This is a genomic window from Thermobacillus sp., assembly GCF_003390775.1.
GTDB lineage: Bacteria > Bacillota > Bacilli > Paenibacillales > Paenibacillaceae > Thermobacillus > Thermobacillus xylanilyticus.
Genome location: NZ_QEWA01000034.1, coordinates 1 through 22,812, shown reverse-complemented (window position 1 = coordinate 22,812; position 22,812 = coordinate 1). Strand labels below are relative to the sequence as shown.

24 protein-coding genes and 2 pseudogenes are annotated in these 22,812 nt (G+C 61.5%); 18 read left to right on the top strand and 8 right to left on the bottom strand.

The annotated features are described in order from the left end of the window. Positions 1 to 41: 41 nt before the first annotated feature. Positions 42 to 212: a DUF5325 family protein gene (locus C6W55_RS07215; protein ID WP_015253795.1), complete on the bottom strand. Its 171-nt coding sequence runs from the start codon at positions 210 to 212 to the stop codon at positions 42 to 44. 127 nt (positions 213 to 339) lie between these two features. Between C6W55_RS07215 and C6W55_RS07210 the strand changes: the two genes are divergently transcribed. Then, positions 340 to 564: an alpha/beta-type small acid-soluble spore protein gene (locus C6W55_RS07210; RefSeq protein ID WP_015253796.1), complete on the top strand. Its 225-nt coding sequence runs from the start codon at positions 340 to 342 to the stop codon at positions 562 to 564. 128 nt (positions 565 to 692) lie between these two features. Then, positions 693 to 962, top strand: coding sequence for a hypothetical protein (locus C6W55_RS07205; RefSeq protein ID WP_015253797.1), 270 nt, complete (start codon positions 693 to 695; stop codon positions 960 to 962). Here the strand turns inward: C6W55_RS07205 and gerQ are convergent. Both gerQ and C6W55_RS07195 read right to left on the bottom strand, forming a co-directional pair. Beyond that, positions 935 to 1,546, bottom strand: a complete 612-nt coding sequence (gene gerQ, locus C6W55_RS07200) for a spore coat protein GerQ (protein ID WP_015253798.1) — start codon at positions 1,544 to 1,546, stop codon at positions 935 to 937. The two genes, C6W55_RS07205 and gerQ, sit on opposite strands and share 28 nt — an antisense overlap. Positions 1,547 to 1,573: 27 nt before the next feature. Beyond that, positions 1,574 to 1,996 carry a cell wall hydrolase gene (locus tag C6W55_RS07195; RefSeq protein ID WP_041854149.1) on the bottom strand — a complete coding sequence of 141 codons (423 nt, stop codon included), beginning with the start codon at positions 1,994 to 1,996 and terminating at the stop codon, positions 1,574 to 1,576. Between the two features lie 240 nt (positions 1,997 to 2,236). Between C6W55_RS07195 and cyoE the strand changes: the two genes are divergently transcribed. The 3 genes from cyoE (at position 2,237) to C6W55_RS07180 (ending at position 4,740) form a co-directional block, all read left to right on the top strand. Then, entirely contained in the window at positions 2,237 to 3,109 is an 873-nt protein-coding gene (cyoE, locus tag C6W55_RS07190) for a heme o synthase (protein ID WP_015253800.1), read from the top strand. 24 nt (positions 3,110 to 3,133) lie between these two features. After that, on the top strand, positions 3,134 to 3,742 hold the full coding sequence (locus tag C6W55_RS07185; RefSeq protein ID WP_015253801.1) for an SCO family protein: 609 nt from the start codon (positions 3,134 to 3,136) through the stop codon (positions 3,740 to 3,742). A gap of 74 nt (positions 3,743 to 3,816) precedes the next feature. Then, positions 3,817 to 4,740: an AEC family transporter gene (locus C6W55_RS07180; RefSeq protein ID WP_286892099.1), complete on the top strand. Its 924-nt coding sequence runs from the start codon at positions 3,817 to 3,819 to the stop codon at positions 4,738 to 4,740. A 13-nt stretch (positions 4,741 to 4,753) separates the two neighbouring features. Here C6W55_RS07180 and C6W55_RS07175 read toward each other — a convergent pair whose 3' ends face one another. The 3 genes and pseudogenes from C6W55_RS07175 to C6W55_RS07165 form a co-directional block, all read right to left on the bottom strand. Continuing rightward, on the bottom strand, positions 4,754 to 5,011 hold the full coding sequence (locus tag C6W55_RS07175; protein WP_052835824.1) for a DUF6194 family protein: 258 nt from the start codon (positions 5,009 to 5,011) through the stop codon (positions 4,754 to 4,756). Between the two features lie 255 nt (positions 5,012 to 5,266). Then, positions 5,267 to 5,596 (bottom strand): EamA family transporter, encoded by a 330-nt coding sequence (locus C6W55_RS07170; RefSeq protein WP_232427743.1) that lies wholly within the window; start codon positions 5,594 to 5,596, stop codon positions 5,267 to 5,269. A gap of 146 nt (positions 5,597 to 5,742) precedes the next feature. Next, a pseudogene (locus C6W55_RS07165) lies at positions 5,743 to 5,874 on the bottom strand (EamA family transporter); the annotation flags it as partial. Between the two features lie 256 nt (positions 5,875 to 6,130). On the opposite strand from C6W55_RS07165, the pseudogene C6W55_RS18075 reads away from it, so the two are divergent. The 3 genes and pseudogenes from C6W55_RS18075 to C6W55_RS18065 form a co-directional block, all read left to right on the top strand. After that, positions 6,131 to 6,241, top strand: a pseudogene (locus C6W55_RS18075) (hypothetical protein); the annotation flags it as partial. Positions 6,242 to 6,278: 37 nt separating this feature from the next. Beyond that, a complete protein-coding gene (locus C6W55_RS18070) occupies positions 6,279 to 6,896 on the top strand; it encodes an aminotransferase-like domain-containing protein (protein WP_353682020.1) in 618 nt (205 codons plus the stop codon). Between the two features lies 1 nt (position 6,897). Then, entirely contained in the window at positions 6,898 to 7,272 is a 375-nt protein-coding gene (locus C6W55_RS18065) for an aminotransferase class I/II-fold pyridoxal phosphate-dependent enzyme (protein WP_353682017.1), read from the top strand. Between the two features lie 14 nt (positions 7,273 to 7,286). Here C6W55_RS18065 and C6W55_RS07155 read toward each other — a convergent pair whose 3' ends face one another. Beyond that, the gene (locus C6W55_RS07155; RefSeq protein WP_015253803.1) at positions 7,287 to 7,658 is read right to left on the bottom strand and encodes a ribonuclease M5; all 372 of its coding nucleotides are present in this window, start codon (positions 7,656 to 7,658) and stop codon (positions 7,287 to 7,289) included. 68 nt (positions 7,659 to 7,726) lie between these two features. Next, positions 7,727 to 8,980, bottom strand: a complete 1,254-nt coding sequence (locus C6W55_RS07150; protein WP_015253804.1) for an MFS transporter — start codon at positions 8,978 to 8,980, stop codon at positions 7,727 to 7,729. A gap of 607 nt (positions 8,981 to 9,587) precedes the next feature. Between C6W55_RS07150 and C6W55_RS07145 the strand changes: the two genes are divergently transcribed. The 10 genes from C6W55_RS07145 to C6W55_RS07100 form a co-directional block, all read left to right on the top strand. After that, the gene (locus C6W55_RS07145) at positions 9,588 to 10,061 is read left to right on the top strand and encodes a hypothetical protein (protein ID WP_015253805.1); all 474 of its coding nucleotides are present in this window, start codon (positions 9,588 to 9,590) and stop codon (positions 10,059 to 10,061) included. A 24-nt stretch (positions 10,062 to 10,085) separates the two neighbouring features. Next, positions 10,086 to 11,240, top strand: coding sequence for a transglutaminase domain-containing protein (locus C6W55_RS07140; RefSeq protein WP_286892225.1), 1,155 nt, complete (start codon positions 10,086 to 10,088; stop codon positions 11,238 to 11,240). 73 nt (positions 11,241 to 11,313) lie between these two features. Beyond that, complete coding sequence (locus C6W55_RS07135) at positions 11,314 to 13,905, top strand: peptidoglycan D,D-transpeptidase FtsI family protein (RefSeq protein ID WP_353682014.1); 2,592 nt, start codon at positions 11,314 to 11,316, stop codon at positions 13,903 to 13,905. Positions 13,906 to 13,931: 26 nt separating this feature from the next. Next, positions 13,932 to 14,942: a substrate-binding domain-containing protein gene (locus C6W55_RS07130; RefSeq protein WP_015253808.1), complete on the top strand. Its 1,011-nt coding sequence runs from the start codon at positions 13,932 to 13,934 to the stop codon at positions 14,940 to 14,942. Between the two features lie 27 nt (positions 14,943 to 14,969). Further along, on the top strand, positions 14,970 to 16,829 hold the full coding sequence (locus C6W55_RS07125) for a cache domain-containing sensor histidine kinase (protein ID WP_286892097.1): 1,860 nt from the start codon (positions 14,970 to 14,972) through the stop codon (positions 16,827 to 16,829). After that, the gene (locus tag C6W55_RS07120) at positions 16,826 to 18,052 is read left to right on the top strand and encodes a response regulator (RefSeq protein WP_286892095.1); all 1,227 of its coding nucleotides are present in this window, start codon (positions 16,826 to 16,828) and stop codon (positions 18,050 to 18,052) included. The genes C6W55_RS07125 and C6W55_RS07120 overlap by 4 nt, the downstream gene beginning before the upstream one ends. Positions 18,053 to 18,225: 173 nt before the next feature. Then, entirely contained in the window at positions 18,226 to 19,314 is a 1,089-nt protein-coding gene (chvE, locus tag C6W55_RS07115; RefSeq protein WP_286892093.1) for a multiple monosaccharide ABC transporter substrate-binding protein, read from the top strand. Between the two features lie 103 nt (positions 19,315 to 19,417). Beyond that, positions 19,418 to 20,968, top strand: coding sequence for a multiple monosaccharide ABC transporter ATP-binding protein (gene mmsA, locus C6W55_RS07110; protein ID WP_015253812.1), 1,551 nt, complete (start codon positions 19,418 to 19,420; stop codon positions 20,966 to 20,968). Further along, on the top strand, positions 20,952 to 22,115 hold the full coding sequence (mmsB, locus tag C6W55_RS07105; protein ID WP_015253813.1) for a multiple monosaccharide ABC transporter permease: 1,164 nt from the start codon (positions 20,952 to 20,954) through the stop codon (positions 22,113 to 22,115). The genes mmsA and mmsB overlap by 17 nt, the downstream gene beginning before the upstream one ends. Before the next feature lie 384 nt (positions 22,116 to 22,499). Next, a partial coding sequence (locus tag C6W55_RS07100) for a UPF0236 family transposase-like protein (RefSeq protein ID WP_286892092.1) occupies positions 22,500 to 22,812 on the top strand: 313 nt, incomplete at its 3' end.

The following is a 22,812-nucleotide window of genomic DNA, read 5'->3' as shown; positions in this document are numbered from 1 at the left end:
TGAAAAGGGCGGCGGCCGGCGGATCTCCGCCGGCCGCTCCGTCATTTGCGCTTGAGCGCTTTCGCCCGATAGATGAATCCGGCTCCGATGACGACGAACGTCAGGATGAAGAACAGGGCGGCCAACCACCCGTTGTGGCTGATGGCGACGCCCGTCGCCAGCATCAGAACGACGGCGGCGACAGCGAACAAGAGGGAAGCGGTTTTGGACATCTTCGTCTCTCCTTGGGCGGATTCGGGACTTGTGCATGGTCAAGCATAAGAAAACGGATGAGGTGCATAATAAGCTTGCAAGCTTGCATCAACACTACAGCTCAAGGGACGAAAGGAGACGACAACCATGGCAGGCCAAAACCGGAACAGCAACACGCTGGTCGTTCCGCAAGCCAGAGCGGCGCTGGAGCAAATCAAGTACGAAGCGGCTCAAGAGCTGGGCGTACAAATTCCACAAGACGGCTACTACGGCAACATGGCGACGCGTGACGCCGGTTCGCTCGGTGGCTACATCACGAAGCGCCTCGTACAGATCGCTGAACAACAATTGGCGGGCTCCCGTCAATTCTGAAGCATATGAAGCTGCAGAAGCCCGGATGAATCCGGGCTTCTTGCCGTCTCCTCCGCCGGTTGCTATGCTTACCATTGTACCGGGTTCGTCCCGCGGATTCAACTTGATCGGCGGATGGAGGGGAGTCAATGTATCGTTGTTTCGCGGAGTACCGGATTGCGGAGGAGAACCGTGAGCGTTATTTGGCCCTGATGGCATCCCTCAAGGCCTCGCATCCGGAGATGTATTTATATGAAGGAACGGATCAACCCGGCCTGTTCGTGGAGGTCTGGGAAGCCGGCACGAAGGAAGAAGCGGACGGCATCCGGGAGATGAGGCTGTCAGGCGATTCCCCCTGGTCTGCCGTGTCCCGTCTTGCTTCCGGCAATGTTCACGCCTGGGTGTTCAGATCCGTATAGTCCGTTTCTGTTTCGCGCGTCGTATTGAACGGTGTCTGCTGCGTGACGATGCCGCCCTGGAACGGGTATTCGTAGTTGATCGGCTCCTGGAACGTAATGTAGTCGAGGTTGACCATCAGCAGCAGGTACCGGGTGCCCGTCGACGGATCGCTCAGGATGATATGGTCGCGCCCGGCCGCCTCGACGATGCCGCGGAACACTTTCGCGTTCCATTGGCTGTTGTTCTCGAACGTCATGTACACGGTCGCCAATTTGCCGCGGTTGAGCCGGAGAATGTTCTCGACGTAGGACTCTTCCTGCGGGACCGTGACGATGTTGCCGCCCGTCGGCGTAATGCCGGCTCCGCTCGGCACGCCCGGAATGCCGCTTGCGGTCATGAACGGCGAAACGCCGGTCGTGTCGCTCGGCATGCCCGGAATGCCGCTTGCGGTCATGAACGGCGAAATGCCGGTCGTGTCGGTTGCAAAGGGCATCGCGGCATCGGGATAACCGGTCGGCCACCAGCCGGACGGGGACTGCACACTCGGCATGCCGGAAACGTAAGGCGTGCCGAAGTGGTACGCGTCATACGATTGAATGGACATGTTGGCTTTGTTTCCTCCTTCTTTCATTTAGTAGACGCCGGGACAATCGCTGACTGACGGCGCATAGAAGCAGTGACTTTTGAACCGTCCGCTGTGCGCCTGATTCCACCAGGATGCAGGACACTGATCCGTCGGACGGAAGAACCAGAGCGCGTTCGTCGCGGGATGCTGACGTTCGCCGTTTACGGCGCGTCTCGCAAGCCGGATCTCCTTGTCGCGCGCTCTCTGGTAGAAATAGCCTTTCGTCGTCGCTTCAAATCCGCCCGGGCGCTGGTAGACCATCTGCGGAATCGTGCGGATATTCCGAAAGTCCAGGCAGTTGCCCCGGACGCGGTTCACCCCGACATTGCCGACCATCAGCATGCCGAGCTCGCCTTCTCCTTCGGCTTCCGCGCGCATCAGACGTGCCAGCAACTTGATGTCCTCGGAGTTGGCTTTGATGACGGCCATCCGGTTCATCATCACTTCCTTCCACGGCATATCGTGCCTTCGCATGGGCGAATGCTGCATTATCCTATGGCGGCAAAAGCCCAAGTGTTCCGCCCGGTTCCCGTGAAAGTGTCAAATTGTTGAACCCGCAGGCGCGATGATTGTCAACAGCCAAGCATTTACGGTATGATAGGTAACGATTCCATGGGCCGGGAGCGTCAGGCCGCTCCAATATCGGCGCCTGAATTCGGGAGGCCCGACGTGCTGAAAGACCTGCTTAATCTGACGAAACCCGGGATCATTCGACTCAACCTGATCGCCGTATTCGGCGGTTTCTGGGTCGCATCGAAGTGGGATATCGACTGGCTGCTTCTCGTCTGGACGCTGCTCGGCACGACGCTGACGATCGCGTCGTCCTGCGTCCTCAACAACTATCTCGACCGCGATTGGGACATCAAGATGGAGCGCACGCGGAACCGGCCGCTGCCGTCCGGACGCCTGTCGCCGGCATTCGTGCTCGCTTTCGGCATCGCGCTCGGCGCCCTGGGCATCTCGATATTGTTCTTCCTGGTCGATCCGCTGTGCGGCTGGCTCGGTCTTCTCGGCATGTTCGTCTATATCGTTGTCTATACGCTCTGGCTCAAGCGCCATTCGACCTGGAGCACATCGGTCGGCGGCGTATCGGGTGCCATGCCGCCCGTGATCGGGTATTGCGCCGTGACGGAGCAGATCGACGCGGGCGCATGGCTGCTGTTCGCGCTTCTGTTCCTGTGGCAGCCGCCGCATTTCTGGTCGCTGGGCATCCGCCGCGTCGAGGAATACCGGGCGGCCGGTTTCCCGCTGCTGCCCGTCGTCAAGGGCGTCCGGCGGACGAAATGGCAGATGATCCCGTATGTCGTGCTGCTCATTCCGGCCGGCGTCCTGCTGTATGCGTTCGGGTACGCGGGGATCATTTTCCTCATCGTATCCGTGGTGTTCGGCGCGGTCTGGTGCTGGCATACGATCGCCGGTGTGCGCGCCCGGGACGACACCGCGTGGGCGAAACAGAATTTCATGTTGTCGGTGAACTACCTCATGGTCGTCTTCCTGGTCATGGTCGTCAATACGCAGGGCGACGGCGCCTGGCTGCCGTAATGATGCGAGAAGGGAGCGGTTTCCGTGGCTTTCGTCAATCGTTACAAATTCCCGTTGGCCGTCAGCGTGCTCGTATTGCTGATGGCAGGCTATTTGCTGTACACTTACGGACCCTGGAAGAAGGAAGAACTTCCGGTTATACTGGAAGTGCCGGATTTCACGCTGACGGATCTTGACGGAGAGCCGCTTTCCTTCTCCGAATCGGAAGGCAAGATCCGGCTCGTCTATTTCTTCTTCGCATCTTGTCCGGACGTCTGTCCGATCACGACGCGGGTCATGTCCTTCGTGCAGACCGAACTGCAGGAGCGGGGGCTCTTCGGGGACAAGGTGGAATTTCACTGGATCTCGATCGACCCGTACCGCGACACGCAGGAAGTGCTTGAGCAGTACGCCGACGGGTTCAAGGCGGATCGGTCGGGCTGGCATTTCCTGAGGGGAGAAGCGGAGGAAATCGTCAAGATCGCGAAGGGATTCAACCTTGGCGTGATCAACCCCGACCCCGACAATCTGGTGCATTCCGACATCATTTCGCTGGTGGATGAGCAGGGCCGGCTGCGCAGCTACATCCGCGGCGGCGGCGACGAGACGCTGACGCCCGAGAAAGTGCTGGAAGAGATCGACAAGTTGCTCTGATTTCCCTCTGATCCGACCGCAGAAGCCGGCTGCGCCTTTCCGCGCCGGCCGCCATGAATGGGGAAGATGACATCATGTCCATCCTGCTGCATATTTTGACAAACAACGTCATCCCGCTGTCCGCGATGATTGCCGTAGGCGTCGTCATGCAGCGGGCTTTTTCATTGGATATCCGGACGTTGTCCAAGCTGAATTTCTATGTCTTCTCGCCCGCGATCATGTTCCGCCTGCTCTATGACACGGAGATCTCGGCATCGATGTTCGGCAAGATCGTGCTGTTCGGGCTGCTGTTCATGGCGATCCAGTATGTCCTTGCCGATCTCGTCTGCCGGGCGCGGGGAGCGTCCGGCGGACGGCGGGCGGCGATGCGCAACAGCGTCATGTTCTACAACAGTGCGAACTACGGCATTCCGCTCAACCAGCTGGTGTTCGCCGGCAATCCGTACACGCTGTCCGTCCAGGTGCTCATTTCGATGCTGCAGAGCCTGACTCCCAATACATACGGCGTGTACGCGGTCAATGCGCACAAGGCGAATCTGCGGGAAATCGGGCGCGTCGTCCTGTCCCTGCCGATCATCTACGTCATCCCGCTCGCCTTGCTGCTGCGCGCCTTCGAGGTGCCGATCCCGCCGGTCCTGGAGGCGCCGATCGGGTATCTCGCGAACGCGTTCCTCGGCACGGCGCTGCTGACGCTCGGCGTGCAGCTCGGCAGCATGTCGTGGCGGATCGATCGCGCTCTCGCGGTCGATGTCGGGCTGTCCGCGCTGCTGCGGCTGGCCGTCGGACCGGTGCTCGCGTGGGGGCTGACGCTGCTCATGGGCTTCGACGGGCTGACGGCCGCGGCGCTCATCGTTTCGTCCGCCGTGCCGACATCGCTCAGCAGCGTGCTGCTGGCGGTCGAGTTCGACAATGAGAAGGAATTCGCCTCCCAGGCCGTCTTCTTCTCGACGCTGCTCAGCGTCATCTCCGTCACGATCGTCATCGCGCTGGTCATGTAGCGTAGAAGCGACCTTATCGGCCGTTTCCGCGCTGCAGCCGTTCCGCCGCGATCGAACGGGCTTCCATGATGAGCTCCTTCGTCTTTTCTACGTTATCTCCGGCGGGATTCAGGATGCATACAAAATATTGCTGCGCATAATGGGGATGCGGCATAAACACGTTCAGCTCCGTATAGTCGACGGCATCCGTCCGCTTGCCGGCCGTGATCTGTTCGAAAGTGGCTCGGCTCCAGTACGGTCCGGCGCTGTTCAAGGAGCGCGATGACTTCATTGCGGGGCAGCCATTCCATGAAGGCGACGCCGGCGGACAATTGCAGAATGTCCGGGCTGACAAGCGCTGCTTCAAGCAGCCGGAAGAACTCCGCTTTGCCCTGCTTCGTGACCGAGTACTTCTTGCGGGACGGACCGAGTTTCGCGCCGGCCCCGGATGCCGCGGTTTCGATCATCCCCTGCGATTCCAATTTGTCAAGCGCGTGATCGATCGACCCGGGCTTGACGTTGGTCCAGGTGTCAACCCGCCAAGTCGTCATGTCCTTCCCCACACCCCGGCGATCATCATGAACGAGCCGATGGGATGATATATCTCGGTCGACTCCCCGAGGATGAGCGCGCCGGCTGCAATGGATACGACCGTCGACAGGTTGGTGAACACGCCGGCTTTCGCCGCTTGCATTTGGAACAGCGCATAGTTCGCCGTAAACGCCGAGACCAGCGAGGACAGGATGCTGAGGTAGAGCACGGACACGATGAGACGGATATCGCCGAGCGGCGCAAGCAGTTCGTTCCACGTACCGTCAGAAGCATGTTGAACCCTGACACGGCGAGGAAAAATATGCAGCCGATGCCAAGCATCCACCAAGTCGGTTCCATGGGGCGGAACGATTTCAACAGCGAACGGGCCAGTACGCTGTATCCGGCGAACGCGGCGCACGATCCCGTCAGCAGCAGGAAGACGACGCCGGCTACGGACAAGCTGATGGAAATCCAATGCAATCCGCTCGCCGATTCCTTCAGGAAGACCGAAGCCAGAATCAGGATGAGCACCGGCGTAAAGGCGTTCAGCATGCCGGCTTCGGCCGAAGCGGCATGCTGAAGTCCGTACGTCTGAAACAGGAAAAAGCCGAGCGGGTACATGGTTGCGAGCAGCAGCAGCCTGTGCAGCGGTCTGCCTCGCACGTTCAATCGGATCTAGCCGAGCAGGGCCGGCAGCGACAGAACGGCGAACGACACGGAAAATCGCCAGGCCAGGATGTCCATTGGGGCGGCGGATTCCAGCGCGATTTTGACGAACAGGAACGAGAACCCGATGATGACGGCGCAATGCGAGATTTTGCCGACTGTATTGGTACAGTTGCTTCGTCTGTGCAGCTAAGCCGCAAGCACGAGGAGGATGGACGGCGTGAAGAAATATGCGCAAATCCTTGCCGATATGGAGCACAAAATCGCGAGCGGTCACTACCGCGCGGGGCAACGGGTACCTTCCGTCCGGGAGGCGGCGCAACGGTACGGGGTAAGTCCCGGCACCATCGTGAAGGCCTATGCCGAACTGGAGATGCGGCACGCCATTTATTCCATCCCCCCAGAGCGGCTACTACGTCTTCGATCAGGCCGGCGGCGGAACTCGCGGCGAGGAGCATGGCGTGATGGATTTCTCGTCGTCCTCACCGGATCCCGGCCTGTTTCCTCACCAGGATTTCCAGCATTGTCTGAACAAAGCGTTCGAGATCAACAGCCGGCAGCTGTTCACCTGCGGGGATTTGGCGGTGACGGACAATCTCAAACGGACGCTTGTAACCCGTCTGGCCGACAGCCAGTTGTTCGCCAAGGCGGAGCTCATCATGCTGACCACGGGCATCCAGCATGCGCCTGGCATACTGGCGCTTATGCCGTTCCCGAACGGCAGGACGGAAATATTGGTGGAACAACCGAGTTATAATCTTTTCCTGAGGTTTCTCGAAGCGGAGAGACTGCCGGTTTCCTGGATTGTGCGTACGTCCGGGGGGATCAATCTGGACGAACTGGAGTACGTGGCGGAGGATGACTACATGGCCGACCTGGGGGAAGTCAAAAGGTTCGAGCCGATCTACGCGCTTCGACACGTTCCGCCAATACAGCCGGTTCGCCGAAACGTCCGTGTTGTCCCAGGCGGTGCTTGACGTGTATATCAAGAATGGCATGGATGCGCGACATTGCCGCAGCATGTACAAGCATTACGCCGCCCGGAATCAGCGTTTGCACAAGGCGCTGCGGAAGCATGATCCCGAACATTGGATCGAGGCACCGTCGGCAAGCTCCGGGCTGTATACCCATTTCAGATTGCCACGGACGGTCAATCTGGAACGGCTGGTGCAGCGGCTTGCGGAACGAAATGTCGCGGTGACGGCGGGGAAACCGTATTATCTTGCGGACTGCAGAGACCGGGACAAGTTCCTTCGCATCAGCGTGTCCCGCGCCGATCCGAACCGCATCGAGGAAGGGATTCGGGCAATAGTCGAAGAAGTTGGACATTGCGCAGCAAGATCAGGAAGATGATGCGGCTAGAAACTTCACGGATCATGCTGCAGCAGCCGGGCGAGCTCATCATCCTCCGGACGGATGATGTAGTCTTCCAGCCCGGCTTTTTCCAATTGCTGAATAAGGTATTCGTCCGGCGTGCTCTCGACGCCGGGATACCCTTTGCGCGTGTAAATGTGTTCGGCGTCGGGAAAAGCGTCCCGCAAGATGCCGCGGATGCGTCTTCCCGAAGCGTCGTTGTCCGTGAAAATATACAGCTCCCGGTCGCCGACCTTCCGCACCAGCTGGTCGATCTGATGCGGCCCCGGCGTTCCGAAGGTGCACAGGATGTCGACTTCGCCGGCAAGCAGCCGCCGCAGCCGGGCTTTATCGTTTTTTCCTTCCACGATGATGACAATCTCCATGCAGCATCCCCTGCATCGTTCTGCTGCCATCCATTGTATCAATTTCCTGGGAAATGTCGAATTCGGCATCAGCCGATGCGTCCGGAAGCGGTGTGCAGGCGCCGAGGCCCGGCAAACGGGAGCAGGGCCACGCCGGTCATCAGCACCAGGAATGCGATGAAATAAGGGGAAATCGCGTCGCGGACATACCCGGCCGTGAGCGGACCGAGAAAAGCGCCGACGGAATAGGCGATGGACAGCACGGAGAACGTGCGGCCGTATTTCGCGCTGCCCGTCAGTTCGATAAGCAGCGTGGTCAGCGCGGGATAGATGATGCCCTTTGCCATGCCGATGATGAACAGCAGCGCGGTTAGCGGGACAAGGTCGCCGACGGCGGCGGTGAAATAGGAAAGCGCCAGAATGAGCGCGCCCGCCAGCGTCCGCCGGAACGAGGAATACCGGTTCAGGAACATCATGCTGAGCGTCACGAGGGAGCCGAGGCTGAGGACGGAGAACAGCAGGCCGGTCTGCATGATGCTGTGGTCGTGCATCGCGAGCAGCGGAAGTTCGAACGACAGGATGCCTTGCGCGCAGGACATCGCGATCGGCAGCACATAGACAAGCCAGGGCAGCGGCAGATCGTCGTCTGCGGCGACGGGCTGCGGCGTACCGGGCAGCAGCGCGCCGGCCTCCTTCGCCTTCGCCGGGAGCGCCGCAGCCGGATGGGCGGCCGCGCCATGTGCGCCCGGCGCGCCGGCATGGGGCGGGCCGGCCGTTCCGCCCGCCGCTGCGGTCGGGCGGATGTCGCGGATGAACAGGAGCGCGCACACCGCGGTGCCGATCAGCAGCCAGCCCAGCGCGAAGAAGGACAGCTCGAATCCGAGGCGGGCGACGAGCAGCGCGCCGGCGGCCGGGGAAACGACGGAGGCGAGCGTGTGAACGAGCCCGTTCCCGGCCATCAGTTTGCCCTGCAGGATGCGGTCGGCGCTGATCCGGGCGAGCAGCGCCATGCAGGCCGGCGACAGGAAGGCGAGGACGAAGCCGCTGATCGAGCGCAGCAACAGCAGGTGCCACGGGTCTTCCACCCGGGACTGAAGCAGCAGAATAATGCCTGCCGCCAACAGGCTCAGGACGATGAAAACGCGGCTGCCGAACCGGTCGACGCTCCATCCCGCGATCACGTTGCCGGGCAGATGGGTGATCGAATAGAGCCCCATCATCAGGCCGATGAAAGACGGAGCGGCACCGAGCGATACGGCGAACGGGGTCAGAATCGGATACTGCGCGTGCAGGTCGAAGATGGCGATGAACGAGAACAGATAAAGCCAGAAGGCGGTTCTCATGCGGTCACGCTCCGTTTCTTGCGTGTTGCGGGGTTCCTTCTGATCATACGCCCGGGCCGGACGAGTTATGTCTGTTTGTCCGGTAGCGCCGGGGACCGTAACGTGGGATGCACGCTACCGGAGGCGGGGAAGGGGTATGCCTGAGGCTGTGTCATGCGTGTTGCAGCGGGCCGAGAGGCTGTGCTCACGGGGCTGTTGCCTGTCCGGCCCCCCATCCGCTGGCGTGGACGCCCGGCAGCGCCTGCGTTATAATTGAGATCGGGCTGTCAATGAACGGCAGATACTCATCCTGCACCGTCTGCAACGGCACGGAATGCCGTTAACGGACCGATTGCCGTACCCGTTCAAGCATTAACGGCACAGAATGCCGTTATTTCACGCCGTTGGACGTACACTGCGGTCCTCCAACGCGTGCAACGGCACGTAGTGCCGTTATTGGGCTGGCTGCTATACTCTGGCAAGGTTTAACGGCACGGAATGCCGTTAATACACACCGTCTGACGTGTGCCGTTCAACAGGGACTGCAATCCGGAATCTTCGCGCGATCAATTTCCATAAACCATCATCCGTTTTCCATCGTCAGCTACATAATAAAGGGGGTACCGCGATGCTGGGCGAACTGTTCCAGGCCGATCTGGAGACATGGAAACAATTTCTGACCGATCGCTGGTATGTGCTGGTCATCGCGCTCATCGCACTGCTGATCGTCATCAAGATCGTCAAAACCGTCGTGAAATGGCTGCTTGTCGCCGTCATCGTGATCGGCGTGCTGCTGTACAGCGGATATTCGCTTGAAGATTTGCGCGTCGACAAGCTGAAAGAGCTTGGAGAGCAGATCACCGAGCAGGCCGCCGCGGCGCTGAAGCGTGAAGCGCTCGAAGCCATGGCGGGAGAAGCTTCGGACGCGGTCTACACGGCAAGCGAAGACGGCACGTTCACGGTGCAGACCTCAAGCCTCGTCATCAAAGGCAAGATTGGAGAAGACGAGGTGACGGTGACATATCACGGCGCGCCGCTCGGCCGATGGAAAGTGGACGAAACGATCTCGTCGCTCATCGACCAGGCGAAAGCCGCGGGCTGATCCGCGGCGGGGCGAAAGGGCGTGATGCGGGTGCATGCATCCGATTTTGCGGAGCCTGTCGCGGTTGCCGTTGCCATCATCATCGCCGTATCGCTCTGGCAAGGCATGAAACGAGGTGCGCCGGGTTCCGCGAAGCACCTCTTGTTGTTCTTGTGGGAGACGGTCTGCACGATCGCGTCGCTGGCGCTCGCCGTCCGGTTCGCGACGGCTTTCGGCCCGGTTGTCGAATCGCGTCTCATGGACGCGGATCTCAGGCCGCCCGCCGGTGAAATGGACAACTGGTCTTTGGCTTGGCACACGTTCATCACGGGTGTCAGGGATTTCTCGCTGCTTCGTTTCGGGCTGTTGTTCCTGATCGGCTATCTGGTCATCCGCCTGCTGCTGCGGCTGCTCGCCGCGGCCGCGCTGACGCTCGTCGCCGGCGCAGGCTCAAAAGCCGGCGCATTGCGGATGCGCGCCCCTGCAGCCGCCCCCGGCGGCGCGCTGAGCCGCGCGGCAGGCGCCGCGCTCGGCTTCGTGCACGGCGGCGGACGGGCGCTCGTGCTGATGGCGGCGCTGTTCGTCTATGTGTCGCTGCTGCCGAACGCGCCGCTCGCCGCCCGGATCGAATCGTCCCCGCTCTACCGGGAAGCGTCGGATCGTCTGCTCGAGCCGGTGGCGGGCGGCGTGATGGCGGAGCAGGGGCCGGTGCTGTCGCGGGCCGTCGAAGCGGAATTCCGGCGGATTCTGCTTCGACGGTACGAGATCATCGACCGTGACGTGCCGGACGACATCCGGGAAGCCGCGCTCCGCATTACCGCGGGAGCGAAGGATGACGAAGCGAAGGCGCGCGCCCTGTACGACTGGGTCGGGACGCGCATCGCCTATGACTGGGACAAAGCGGACGCCTATACCGAGCGCGGCGAGTGGCGGGAACAGACGCCGGAAGACACGTTCCGCACGCGGCGCGGCGTCTGCATCGACATCGCGCGCCTCTACGCCGTCATGGCGCGCAGCGCCGGCCTGGAAGCGCGGGTCGTCACCGGGCTCGGCGCGGACGGCCGCGGCGGTTTCGGGCCGCATGCCTGGAATGAAGTGCGGGCGGGCGAGCAATGGATACCGCTCGACGCCACCTGGGCAACGTCCGGCGACTGGTTCAATCCGCCGGATTTCGACCGTACCCATGTGCGGGAGACGTGACGGGAAGCGGAAATAACGGATGCGTGCGGCGGAATATTTTTGATCAGACGATGCGGAAAAGGGGGATGCGGTCGTGGCGAACGAACAACGGACGGAAGAAGAACAGCGAAGGCTGATCGCAAATCGGCGGCATTTCTCGTTCCGGCTCAATCTTTTCTTCTTCAGCACGTTCGTCCTGTTCAGCGTGCTCATCGTGCAGCTTGCGATTCTGCAGTTCGTGCGCGGACCGGAGCTGCGCGCCGAGCGGACGAGCAGCGGCAGCCGTACCGTGCAGATTCCGCCGATCCGCGGCAACATCTATGATGCGACCGGCCAGCCGATCGCGTACTCGGTGTCGACGCAGTCGCTGTATTTCACGATGGACCGTTCGATCAAGGAAGCCGAGGCCCGCAAGATCGCAGAAGAGCTGAACGAAGTGTTCACGCAATACGGCGATCCGAACGAAGCGATCACGATCGAGCAGATCATCGAGCGGATGGACATCAACTTCCGGCAGAACAACATGTACACGCCGCGCCTGATCAAATACAACCTGACGAAGCAGGAAATCGCGTACTTCTCGGAAAACAGCGCGAAATTTCCGAACATCAGCATCGTGGAAGACACGATCCGCCATTATGACGACGACACGGTGGCGGTGCAGCTCGTCGGCTACCTGAAAAACTTCGACTCGGCCGTCACATCCGCCGCGACGAAAGATTTCTACGAGCAGAAGAGACAGTCGACCGATCCGACGCTCCGCTATTTGAATGACGAGGACGTCGGCATGGACGGGCTCGAGCTGATGTATCAGGATGTGCTCAGGGGCCGGAACGGGGTCAAAACGTATCCGGTGAACAGCCACGGCGAGATCATTGGTGAACCGGTCATCACGAAGCCGGAGAAGGGCAGCGACCTGCATCTGACGATTCATCGCGATGTGCAGCTCGCGACGGAGAAGGCCATCCTGGATCATATCGAGTATCTGCGAAACGCGCCGAAGTCGAGCGGCGACCGGGCGGAGTACGCCCGCGCCGGCTACGCGGTCGCGATCGAGGTCGACACCGGCAAGGTGATCGCGATGGCGAGCATGCCGGACTACGACCCGAACGTCTGGAAAGGCGGTCAGATCAGCCCGTCCAACTACGAAGCAACGAAGACATTCCACAAGAACGGCGCGATCTCCCAGGCTTATCAGGACTGGGGTTCGCAGGAGGAAGCGAACAAGCACCCGTCCTCGCTCGTGCCGCTCGGTTCGACGCAGAAGCCGCTGACCGTGCTCATCGGGCTGGCGGAAGGGCTCATTACGCCGAAGACGACCTACAACGACACCGGCGTGTTCCAGTTCGGCCGCGAAGGGTACCGCGTCTCGATCCGCAACGCCGAGAAACGGGCATTCGGGCGGCTGACGCCATCGAAGGCGATCGAGAAGTCGTCGAACACGTTCATGGCGGAAATGATCGGCAATGCGCTGTACCGGCGCGACGGGCGCAAAGGCGTCGAGATCTGGGACAATTGGGTGAAGCAGTTCGGTCTCGGCGTGCTGACCGAGAGCGGATTGCCGGGCGAGTCCAAGGGCGTTATCGACTATTTCCACGAGGCGGAGAACGGCAGCCCGCAGTCGGCGCTGATTTACGCTTCTTTCGGCCAGCAGGGACGCTACACGACGCTGCAGCTCGCCCAGTATGCGGCGACGCTGGCGAACCGCGGCAAGCGGCTGAAGCCGCAGTTCGTGGAGCGGATCGTCGACGCCGACGGCCGGACGGTCGAGACGTTCCAGCCGGTCGTGCTGAACACGATCGATCTGCCGGACGAGTATTGGGATGTCATCATCAGCGGCATGAAATCGAACGTGCGGGGATTCGAAGGGTTCCCGTACGACTTCCGGCGCAAGACCGGGACCTCCGAGCAGCAGACGAGCGTCGGCATCATCGAGAACGCGGTGTTCATCGCGTTCGCCCCGGCCGACAAGCCGAAGCTGGCGGTCGCCGTCGTCGTGCCCGAAGGCGGATACGGCGGCCGGGGGGCCGCGCCGATCGCGCGGAAAATTTTCGACGCATACGATCATTACATCGGCTTGACCGGCGCGCCGAAGAAGAACACCCTTGTGACGCAGCAGTCCGATGCGGACGAAGGCCATGCGGACGGCAGCACGACATTGGATGAGACGCCGGCCGACCCGGATGGCACGCAGACGAATGCAGCCCGGCGGAGCGGCTCGCAGAGCGGCAAGCGGTCGGGCGGGAACGGCGGCGCGTCGCAAGGCGCAAGCGCAGGCGCGGGCGCGGGCGGCAACGCCGGCGCGAACGACACCGGTGCGGCGGCCGGCACGGGCTCGCAGGGAGCTGCCGGTGATGGAGGCGCAGCGGTTCCGGCTGACGCGTACGCCGGCGGCACAAACGGCGCCGGCGGTGCAAGCGGCACCGCGGGCACAGGCGGCACGGGAGCCGCTGCGGGCGGCGAATCGCAGGGCGGCGCCTCCGGCGATACCGGCGACACGGCCGGCCGATCCGGCGGAAGCACCGCGGACACGCTGCCGGCGGCGCCTCCCGAGCGCCGGGAGGAGCCGGCCGATTCCGGCGGCGGGACCGGCAGCGGAACGGACAACGCCGGAACGGGCAACGGCGGGACCGGCCAGGGCGGGGACGGCCCGGCGAACGCGGCGGGTCCGCAGGATGAAGGCTGACCTATGAATTAGGCGGGGGTCCGCGCATGAAGAAGATGCTGCTCCTCTATCTGGTGATCATCGGCGCTTATGTGCTGTATGCCCTGAACTTTTTCTACGGGAAAAGCCAGTCGGCCGGGGCCGGCGATTCCGCCGCCCTGGTCGGCAGCCTGGACGAGAAGTATGTGATGGTGACGTTCCAGTCCGGCATCGACTACTGGAAAAGCGTCATCAAAGGATTCGAAGACGCTGCGCAGGTGCTGGGTGTCTCGGTGGAGTACCGGGGCTCGACGCAATATGACGTGCGGGAGCAGGTGACCGTGCTGGAACAGGTGATCGCCCAGAAGCCGGCCGGCATCGCCCTTACCGTCATGAATCCGGAAGCGCTTACACCGTCGATTGACAAGGCGGTCGATGCCGGCATACCGGTCGTCCTGTTCGATTCCGGGGCGCCGGACAGCAAAGCCTATTCCCTGCTGGCCACGGACAATTACAACGCGGGCGTGACGGCCGCCCGGACAATGGCCCGGCTGATCGGCGGCAAAGGAGAGGTCGGCGTCGTAACCCTTCCCAACCAGCTCAACCATCAGGAGCGGACGAACGGCTTCCGCGACACGATCCGGTCCGAATATCCGGAGATGACGATCGTCGCCGTCGAGGACGGCAAAGGGGACCGCATCGTATCGCGGGACGCGGCGATCGCCATTCTCGATCAGTATCCGGACGTGAAGGGCATCTTCAACACCGACGCGGTCGGCGGGGTCGGCGTCGCGGACGCGGTCCGGCTGAGGCAGCGGCAGAATCAGGTGAAGATCGTCGCCTTCGACACCGACAAGGTGACGCTGGATATGGTGCGCCAGGGCGAGATCGACGCGACGCTGGCCCAGGGCACGTGGAACATGGGGTACTGGTCGCTGCTGTACCTGTTCCACCTCCACCACGGGCTGGTTACGCCGGACAGCGGGCAGACGGCGGACGCCTCCCCGCTTCCCGTCTATGTGGACACGGGGATTTCCGTCGTGACCCGGGAGAATGTCGACCATTATTACGTGAAATGACGGACGCCAGGGCGGCAGGTGGGAAGTGTGCGCAAATGGCTGGAAATCAACGACTGGCCGATCCGCTACAAGCTGATCGCCCATTTTCTGCTCATCGGCATCCTGCCGGCGGTCTGCCTCGGGCTGCTCATTCACTATTCAGTGGACCGCGTGCTGGAGCGGCAGACTACGGCAAACACGCTGCAGTTGATCGGCAAAGTGAACCGTTCCCTGGAGCATTATGCCGCAAGTCTCCAGAACATCACCTACATCGCCTCCGGCAATCCGGATGTGCGCCGTTTTCTGGACGGCACGGAAGGACAGGAAGCGAAGGTGAGCGACCGTTACGAGATCCGGCATTTCCTGCAGACGATCAGCACGCTGTACACGGAAGTCGCCGGCATCCTCATCGTAAACAGCGACGGCGAATCGATCAGCAACGAGCTGTACGCCAAAGAAGGCCACCGCCTGACCCTGGAGACGTGGTATGAAGAAGCGGTGAAGCGGGACGGCATTTTCACGATTGTCGGGCGTCCCGAGGGCCGGCATGTGACCAGCCACGTCAATTACCGGGACGACGAGGTGATATCGGTCGCCCGTGCGGTGCTCGACCCCGACTCCCAGCGCGTGCTCGGCGTCGTCCTCATCGACCTGAAACTGCGCGTGATCGCGGAAGAACTCAAAAATGTGCGCCTCGGCCGCAACGGCTACCTCATGGTCATCGACGACGAAGGAGACCCCGTCTATGTGCCGGCCAACCTCCCGGCCGTCGGCGTCTCGCCGGACTGGTTCACGGGAACATCCGGGTCGCTCTTCCGGGACACGGAAGCCGGAAGGATCCAATTCATCTATGTCAAATCGCCGTTCACCGGCTGGACGACCATCGGGGTGTTCCCGGTGCGCGAATCGATCCACGAGATGCGGGAAATCCAGTTTTACATCGTCAGCTTCGTGTTTCTCGTCTGCCTGTTCGGGATTACGGCCTCGTATTACCTGTCCCGCACGATTTCCCGGCCCATCGGGCAGCTCATCTCCTTCATGCACAAGGCGGAGTCGGGCGATCTGCTCACCCGGTTCATCAGCGAGCGGCATGACGAGATCGGCATGCTGGGCCGCAGTTTCAACCGGATGCTGTACCGGATCAACCGGCTCATCACGCTCATGGAGCACAAGGAACGGCAGAAGCGGGAAGCGGAGCTGCGCAGCCTGCAGGCGCATATCCGGCCGCATTTTCTGTACAACACGCTGGACACGATCCAGTGGATGGCGCGCAGCCAGGGAGCGGAGGCCGCGGCGGAAGTGGCGGAATCGCTCGCCAGACTGTTCCGGATCGGACTCAGCGGAGGCAAGGACCGGATTCCGCTGGCGGAAGAATTCGAGCATCTGGAGAGCTACCTGAAAATCCAGAAGGTCCGTTACCGGGACAAGCTGAATTACGCGATCCGCATGGAACCCGGTCTCGACCGGCATACGGTGCTGAAACTGATCCTGCAGCCGATCGTCGAAAACGCCATCTACCACGGCATCAAGGAACGGCGGGGACCCGGCACCATTGAAGTGGACGCTTTTGTCCGGGACGGCCAGCTCATCCTGCGGGTCAAAGACGACGGCGCGGGGATGGACGACGACCGGCTCGCGGAAGTGCGGCAGGCGCTGGACCGGGTCGGCCGCGAGCTTGATCCCGAGGAGCTGATGGCTGAAGCGGAGACCGCGGCGGCGGGCGGATCGATGGACAAGAACCGGGGTTTCGGATTAATCAATGTGCATGAACGTCTGAAGCTGACGTTCGGCGGCAGGTACGGCCTTACGATCGACAGCGTGCGGGGGGAAGGCACGACGGTGACCGTCGTCCATCCCGCGCTGCCGCCTGAGGCGCCGGACGACAGCCGGAAGGAGGTGCGGGCGTGAAGCGGCGCTGGAAGGTGCTGATTGCCGACGACGAAGCGATCATCCGTGAAGGCATCCGCGACGCGGTGGATTGGGAAGCGCTCGGGATGGAAGTATGCGCGGAGGCGGAAGACGGGGAAGAGGCGCTCCTGCTCGCGGAAGAGCGGGGGGCCGACGTCATGCTCGTCGACCTGAACATGCCGATCATGCACGGCCTGGAGCTCATCCGCCTGATCCGGGAGCGGCTCCCGTCGTGCCTGGTCGTCATCATTACCGGCCACGACGAGTTTGAATACGCCCGGGAAGCCATCCGGCTCGGCGTCCAGGAATATGTGCTCAAGCCGACCAACCCGGGGGAACTGACGCAGATCATGACGCGCGTGCGGGACCGGCTGGAGCGGGAGGCGAAACTGAGCGCCTACCTGGATGCGGCCGCCTTGCAAATCCGCAAGAACCTGCCCCTGCTCCGCGAGCGGTTCTGTCTGGAATGGATGGAAGGCGCGCTCAGCCGCGAAGAAATCGCGGAGCAGCTTCAGTTCCTGCAGCTTCCCGGCCATTCGCCCGAATCCGTCATGGCAATCCGCTGGCCGGAGCTCGACACGGGCCAGTCGCTGCGGAATGAGTCCGAACGCCAGCTGATGCTGTTCGCCATCGAGAACATGACCTCGGAACTGCTCGGGGAGACCGGGCATCTGATCTTCCGGGACGCCGCCGGCCTCATTCTGGTCGTGATCTGGGACGACGTGCCGCCGGAGCTGGCCAGTAAGATCGAGCAGGCGGTGCAGCACTATTTGAAATTGACCGTCCAGGTCCATCTCGAACCGGCGGGGCAGGATATCGTCGACGTCGGCGCGGCGCTCAGGCGCGCACGCTCCGCCGTCAGCCGGGAAGCCCGCCTGTCGCCGATCGTCCGGCGCGCCCGGGCGCTGATCCGGCAGCGGTATGCCGATCCGGAGTTGTCCCTGGAAGCGGCGGCCGCCGAGCTGCATGTGTCCCCCGTTTACCTCAGCCGCATCCTGAAACAGGAACTCGGTGCGTCGTTCGTCAGCCTCGTGACGATGATGCGCATGGAGAAGGCGACCCGCCTGCTGACCGGAACCGACCTGGCGATTCACGAGATCGCCGAAAGCGTCGGCTATGTCAGCCAGCATTACTTCAGCACCGCGTTCAAAAAAATGTTCGGCGTCTCCCCCAACCAATACCGGAAAGGCGAGACGGAAGCCGACGATGCGGACGGCGGCTGAGGCGGCGCATTCCGTACGTGAAGACTCCTTCGGGAGTTTTTTATTTTTTTCGAGCATTTTCTTTGTTGTTTTTTTGAAAAAACGGGTCGGATTATTGGAAAGACCTGCCGCCTTCCCCGCTGTACGATACGGTCGTACACCACACCACATCGGCAAAGGGAAGGGGTAGTCCAATGAAGAGAAGGTTCAGCGTGCTCATCGTTCTGCTGCTCGGCATGGCGCTCATGGCCGCCGGCTGCGGAGGCGGCGGTTCCGGCGGCAGCGGCGGCGGGGAGGCCGGATTCGTCGGCATCTCGATGCCGACGAAGTCGTCGGAGCGATGGGTGCACGACGGCAACAACATGAAAGCCGAATTCGAGAAACGGGGCTACAAGGTCGATCTGCAGTACGCGGAAGACATCGTCGAGAACCAGGTTTCGCAGATCGAGAACATGATCACGAAAGGCGTGGACGTGCTGGTCATCGCCGCGATTGACGGAGAGTCGCTGACGAACGTCCTCGACAAGGCGAACAGCGAAGGCGTCAAAGTCATCGCTTACGACCGGCTGATCCGCAAGTCCGAACATGTCAGCTACTACGCCACCTTCGACAACTTCAAGGTCGGCGTGCTGCAGGCGTCTTACATCGAGCAGGCGCTCGGGCTGAAGGACGGCAAGGGACCGTTCAACATCGAACTGTTCGCCGGCTCGCCCGACGACAACAACGCCTACTTCTTCTTCGACGGCGCCATGAGTGTGCTGCAGCCGTATATCGACGCCGGCCAACTGGTGGTGAGGAGCGGACAGACGAATTTTGATCAGGTGGCCACCCTCCGCTGGGACGGCGCGACGGCGCAGGCGAGAATGGACAACCTGCTCAGTGCCCACTACACGACCGAGCGCGTGGATGCGGTCCTGTCGCCGTATGACGGCATCAGCATCGGCATCATCTCGTCCCTGAAAGGCGTCGGATACGGTTCCGCAGACAAGCCGATGCCGGTCATCACGGGGCAGGATGCGGAGCTCGCGTCGGTCAAATCGATCATCGCCGGCGAGCAGACGTCCACCATATTCAAGGACACCCGCGAACTGGCGAAGAAGGCGGCGGAGATGGCGGAAGCGGTGCTCAAGGGCGAAGAGCCGGAAGTGAACGATACGACGACCTACGACAACGGGGTGAAAGTGGTGCCGTCGTACCTGCTCGAACCCGTCTCCGTCGACAAGTCCAACTACAAGGAAGTGTTGATCGACAGCGGCTATTACACGGAGGATCAATTGCAATAACCGCAACCGGTTGACTTTCGGAATTCCGGCAGGGAGCGATTTCGCGGCGGCCGTTACGGTGCGCGCCCGCGAAATCGTTTCCGCGAAGGAGAGAATCGGAACGATGACAGACATCCTGCTGGAAATGCGGGGCATCACGAAGACGTTTCCCGGCGTCAAGGCGCTCAGCAATGTCAACCTGAAGGTGCGGAAGGGCGAAATCCACGCGCTCATGGGCGAGAACGGCGCCGGGAAATCGACGCTCATGAAGGTGCTGAGCGGCATCTATCCGTACGGCACCTACGAAGGGGACGTGCTGTTCGAAGGCCGGCGTTGCCAGTTCCGGGACATCCGCGACAGCGAGCGGCTCGGCATTGTCATCATCCATCAGGAGCTGGCGCTCAGTCCGTATCTGTCGATCGCGGAGAACATTTTCCTCGGCAACGAGCGCTCCCGGGGCGGCGTCATCAACTGGGGCGAGACGATCGCACGCGCGCGGCAGCTGATGGACATGGTCGGGCTCTCGGAGTCGCCGAACACCCGCATCATGGATCTCGGGGTCGGCAAGCAGCAGCTTGTCGAAATCGCCAAGGCGCTCAGCAAGAACGTCAAGCTGCTCATTCTGGACGAGCCGACCGCCGCCCTCAACGAGCACGACAGCGAGAACCTGCTGCGGCTGCTTAAGACGTTCAAGGCGCGCGGGCTGACGTCGATTCTGATCTCCCACAAGCTGAACGAGATCGTCCAGGTGGCCGACGCCATCACGATCCTGCGGGACGGCGCGACGATCGAGACGCTCGACACCGCCCGGGACGAGATCACGGAAGACCGGATCATCAGGGGCATGGTCGGGCGCGACCTGAAGCATCGCTATCCGGAGCGGGTCCCGAACATCGGCGAGACGATTTTCGAGGTGCGGAATTGGAACGTGTACCATCCCCTCCAGCCGGACCGCCGGGTGATCGAGGATGTGAGCTTCCATATCCGCCGGGGCGAAGTGGTGGGCATCGCCGGCCTGATGGGCGCCGGCCGGACGGAGCTGGCGATGAGCCTGTTCGGCAAGGCGTACGGCAAGAAGATCAGCGGACAGATGCTGAAGAATGGCAAGCCGATCGACCTGCCCGACATTCCGGCCGCCATCCGGAACGGCATTGCCTATGTGACCGAAGACCGGAAAAATTACGGCCTTATTCTGATCCAGGACATCAAGCGCAACACCACCCTCGGGAAGCTGCGGAAGGTCTCCCGGCACGGTGTGATTGACGAGAGGCGGGAAATCGTGGAAGCGGAGGGCTTCCGGCAGCGGCTGAACATCAAGACGCCGAGCATCCTGCAGACCACGATGAACCTGAGCGGCGGCAACCAGCAGAAAGTCGTGCTCAGCAAGTGGATTTTCACCGACCCGGACGTGCTCATCCTGGACGAACCGACCCGCGGGATCGACGTCGGCGCGAAGTACGAAATCTATACGATCATCAATCAGCTCGCCGGCGAGGGGAAGGGCATCCTGCTCATCTCGTCGGAGCTGCCGGAGCTGCTCGGCATGTGCGACCGGATCTATGTCATGAGCGAGGGGCGCATGACCGGCGAGCTGACCCGGGCGGAAGCCACCCAGGAAAACATCATGCGGCTCATGGCGCGAATGGAGGGCGACATCCGTGCAAACGGTCATTAAACAGTTCAGGGCCAACATCCGGCAATACGGCATGCTGATCGCGCTTCTGCTCATCATGCTGCTGTTCCAGATTCTGACGGGCGGCATTCTGCTGAAGCCACTCAACGTGACGAACCTCATACTGCAGAACAGCTACATTCTGGTGCTGGCCATCGGCATGGTGCTCGTGATCATCAGCGGGCACATCGACCTGTCGGTCGGTTCCGTGGCGGCGTTCGTCGGCGCCGTGGCGGCCTTCATGATGGTCGAGCTGAACGTGCCGCTCGCCGCCGCGGTCGTCCTGTCGCTGCTGATGGGCGCGCTGATCGGGGCCTGGCAGGGTTTCTGGGTCGCCTACGTGCGGGTGCCGTCGTTCATCGTCACGCTGGCCGGCATGCTGATGTTTCGCGGGCTCACGATGCTGGTGCTCAAAGGGCAGTCCGTCGGGCCTTTTCCCGAAGCGTTCCGCGCTTTGAGCTCCGGATTCATCCCGGATTTTTCGGGCGGCGGCGGCCTGCATCTGCTCAGCCTCCTGATCGGCGCCCTGCTGTCGGCGCTGCTGATCGCGATCGGCTGGCGCAAGCGCCTGTCGGACATCCGGTACAATTTCGAGGTGCCGCCGCGGGGGTATTTTATCGCCCAGATGGTCATCCTGGCCGCGGCCCTCATGCTGTTCGTCTATGTGCTCGCCAGCTATGAAGGCATTCCGAACATCCTGATCGTGCTGCTCGTCCTCATCTTCCTCTATACTTTCGTCACGAACCGGACGGTCATCGGCCGGCACATCTACGCGATGGGCGGCAACGAGAAGGCGGCCATGCTGTCGGGCGTCAAGACGAAGCGGGTGTCGTTCTGGGTGTTCGTCAACATGGGCACGCTGGCGGCGCTGTCCGGCCTTATTTTCGCCGCCCGCCTGAACGCGGCCACGCCGAAGGCCGGCGTCAACTTCGAGCTCGACGCGATCGCGGCCTGCTTCATTGGCGGCGCCTCCATGTCCGGCGGCGTCGGCACCGTGGTCGGCGCAGTCATCGGCGGCCTTGTGATGGGCGTCATGAACAACGGCATGTCGATCCTCGGCGTGGGCATCGACTGGCAGCAGGCGATCAAGGGGCTGGTGCTGCTGCTCGCCGTCGCCTTCGACATCTACAACCGAAACAAGTCTTCTTGATTGCGTGGCAGACCTTCTCAGCGTTTGGGGGAGGTCTGTCGTCTTTTCTAACGGAACCTGGAGACGTTATTTCATCGAAATTGCGGCTGTTCGGACTGTAACGGAACTCAGCGCACTTATATGGACGTCGCGGACGAAGCTGGATCCATTTTTGCACGAATAAGGTCTTATGGTTCCGTTACGGCTCAGAAATGCGCTTAATTGGACAATTAGCGATTCTGAGTTCCGTTGGCAACCTCGCGTCAACCGCGGGACCGGTCTGGAGCGACGTTAGAGTAAAATTAGCGTTGGGGTAAAGATTGGAAAAAGCGGACATAGAAAGAGAGCCTCTCCTTTGGTAGAGTGGAATTTGGCAAAAAAACACCCTCAAAGGAGGAGGCTCCTATGCAGCACTTTACCACAGCCATTCCTGCAATGAAAGAGCTTGAAGAGTGGATGTTCAGAAAGATGCAAGACATGTTCGTCGACGCGATGAGAAGCACGCTGGAGATGTTGGATCAGATCATTTTGGAGCAAAGGGATCGAGAGCGGTATCGCGTCAAGGCTGAACGGGAGACCAGCGTGAATACGGTGTTTGGCAACATTCGCTTCAAGCGGAGATTGTACATGGATCGCCAAACCGGCAAACACGTGTACTTGCTCGACCAGCACATGCGATTTGAGGGGCGAGGAAAAGTCAGCCCGCATTTGTTGGAAA

Coding starts and splice junctions, on each gene's coding strand:
- C6W55_RS07140 (WP_286892225.1), top strand. CDS start 10,086: ATGCGGGTGCATGCATCCGATTTTGCGGAGCCTGTCGCGGTTGCCGTT.
- gerQ (WP_015253798.1), bottom strand. CDS start 1,546: ATGTCCATTCAATCGTATGACGCGTACCACTTCGGCACGCCTTACGTT.
- C6W55_RS07130 (WP_015253808.1), top strand. CDS start 13,932: ATGAAGAAGATGCTGCTCCTCTATCTGGTGATCATCGGCGCTTATGTG.
- C6W55_RS07210 (WP_015253796.1), top strand. CDS start 340: ATGGCAGGCCAAAACCGGAACAGCAACACGCTGGTCGTTCCGCAAGCC.
- C6W55_RS07180 (WP_286892099.1), top strand. CDS start 3,817: ATGTCCATCCTGCTGCATATTTTGACAAACAACGTCATCCCGCTGTCC.
- C6W55_RS07195 (WP_041854149.1), bottom strand. CDS start 1,996: ATGGCCGTCATCAAAGCCAACTCCGAGGACATCAAGTTGCTGGCACGT.
- C6W55_RS07155 (WP_015253803.1), bottom strand. CDS start 7,658: ATGGAGATTGTCATCATCGTGGAAGGAAAAAACGATAAAGCCCGGCTG.
- C6W55_RS07205 (WP_015253797.1), top strand. CDS start 693: ATGTATCGTTGTTTCGCGGAGTACCGGATTGCGGAGGAGAACCGTGAG.
- C6W55_RS07150 (WP_015253804.1), bottom strand. CDS start 8,980: ATGAGAACCGCCTTCTGGCTTTATCTGTTCTCGTTCATCGCCATCTTC.
- mmsA (WP_015253812.1), top strand. CDS start 19,418: ATGACAGACATCCTGCTGGAAATGCGGGGCATCACGAAGACGTTTCCC.
- C6W55_RS07175 (WP_052835824.1), bottom strand. CDS start 5,011: ATGAAGTCATCGCGCTCCTTGAACAGCGCCGGACCGTACTGGAGCCGA.
- C6W55_RS07145 (WP_015253805.1), top strand. CDS start 9,588: ATGCTGGGCGAACTGTTCCAGGCCGATCTGGAGACATGGAAACAATTT.
- C6W55_RS18070 (WP_353682020.1), top strand. CDS start 6,279: ATGCCGAACTGGAGATGCGGCACGCCATTTATTCCATCCCCCCAGAGC.
- chvE (WP_286892093.1), top strand. CDS start 18,226: ATGAAGAGAAGGTTCAGCGTGCTCATCGTTCTGCTGCTCGGCATGGCG.
- C6W55_RS07215 (WP_015253795.1), bottom strand. CDS start 212: ATGTCCAAAACCGCTTCCCTCTTGTTCGCTGTCGCCGCCGTCGTTCTG.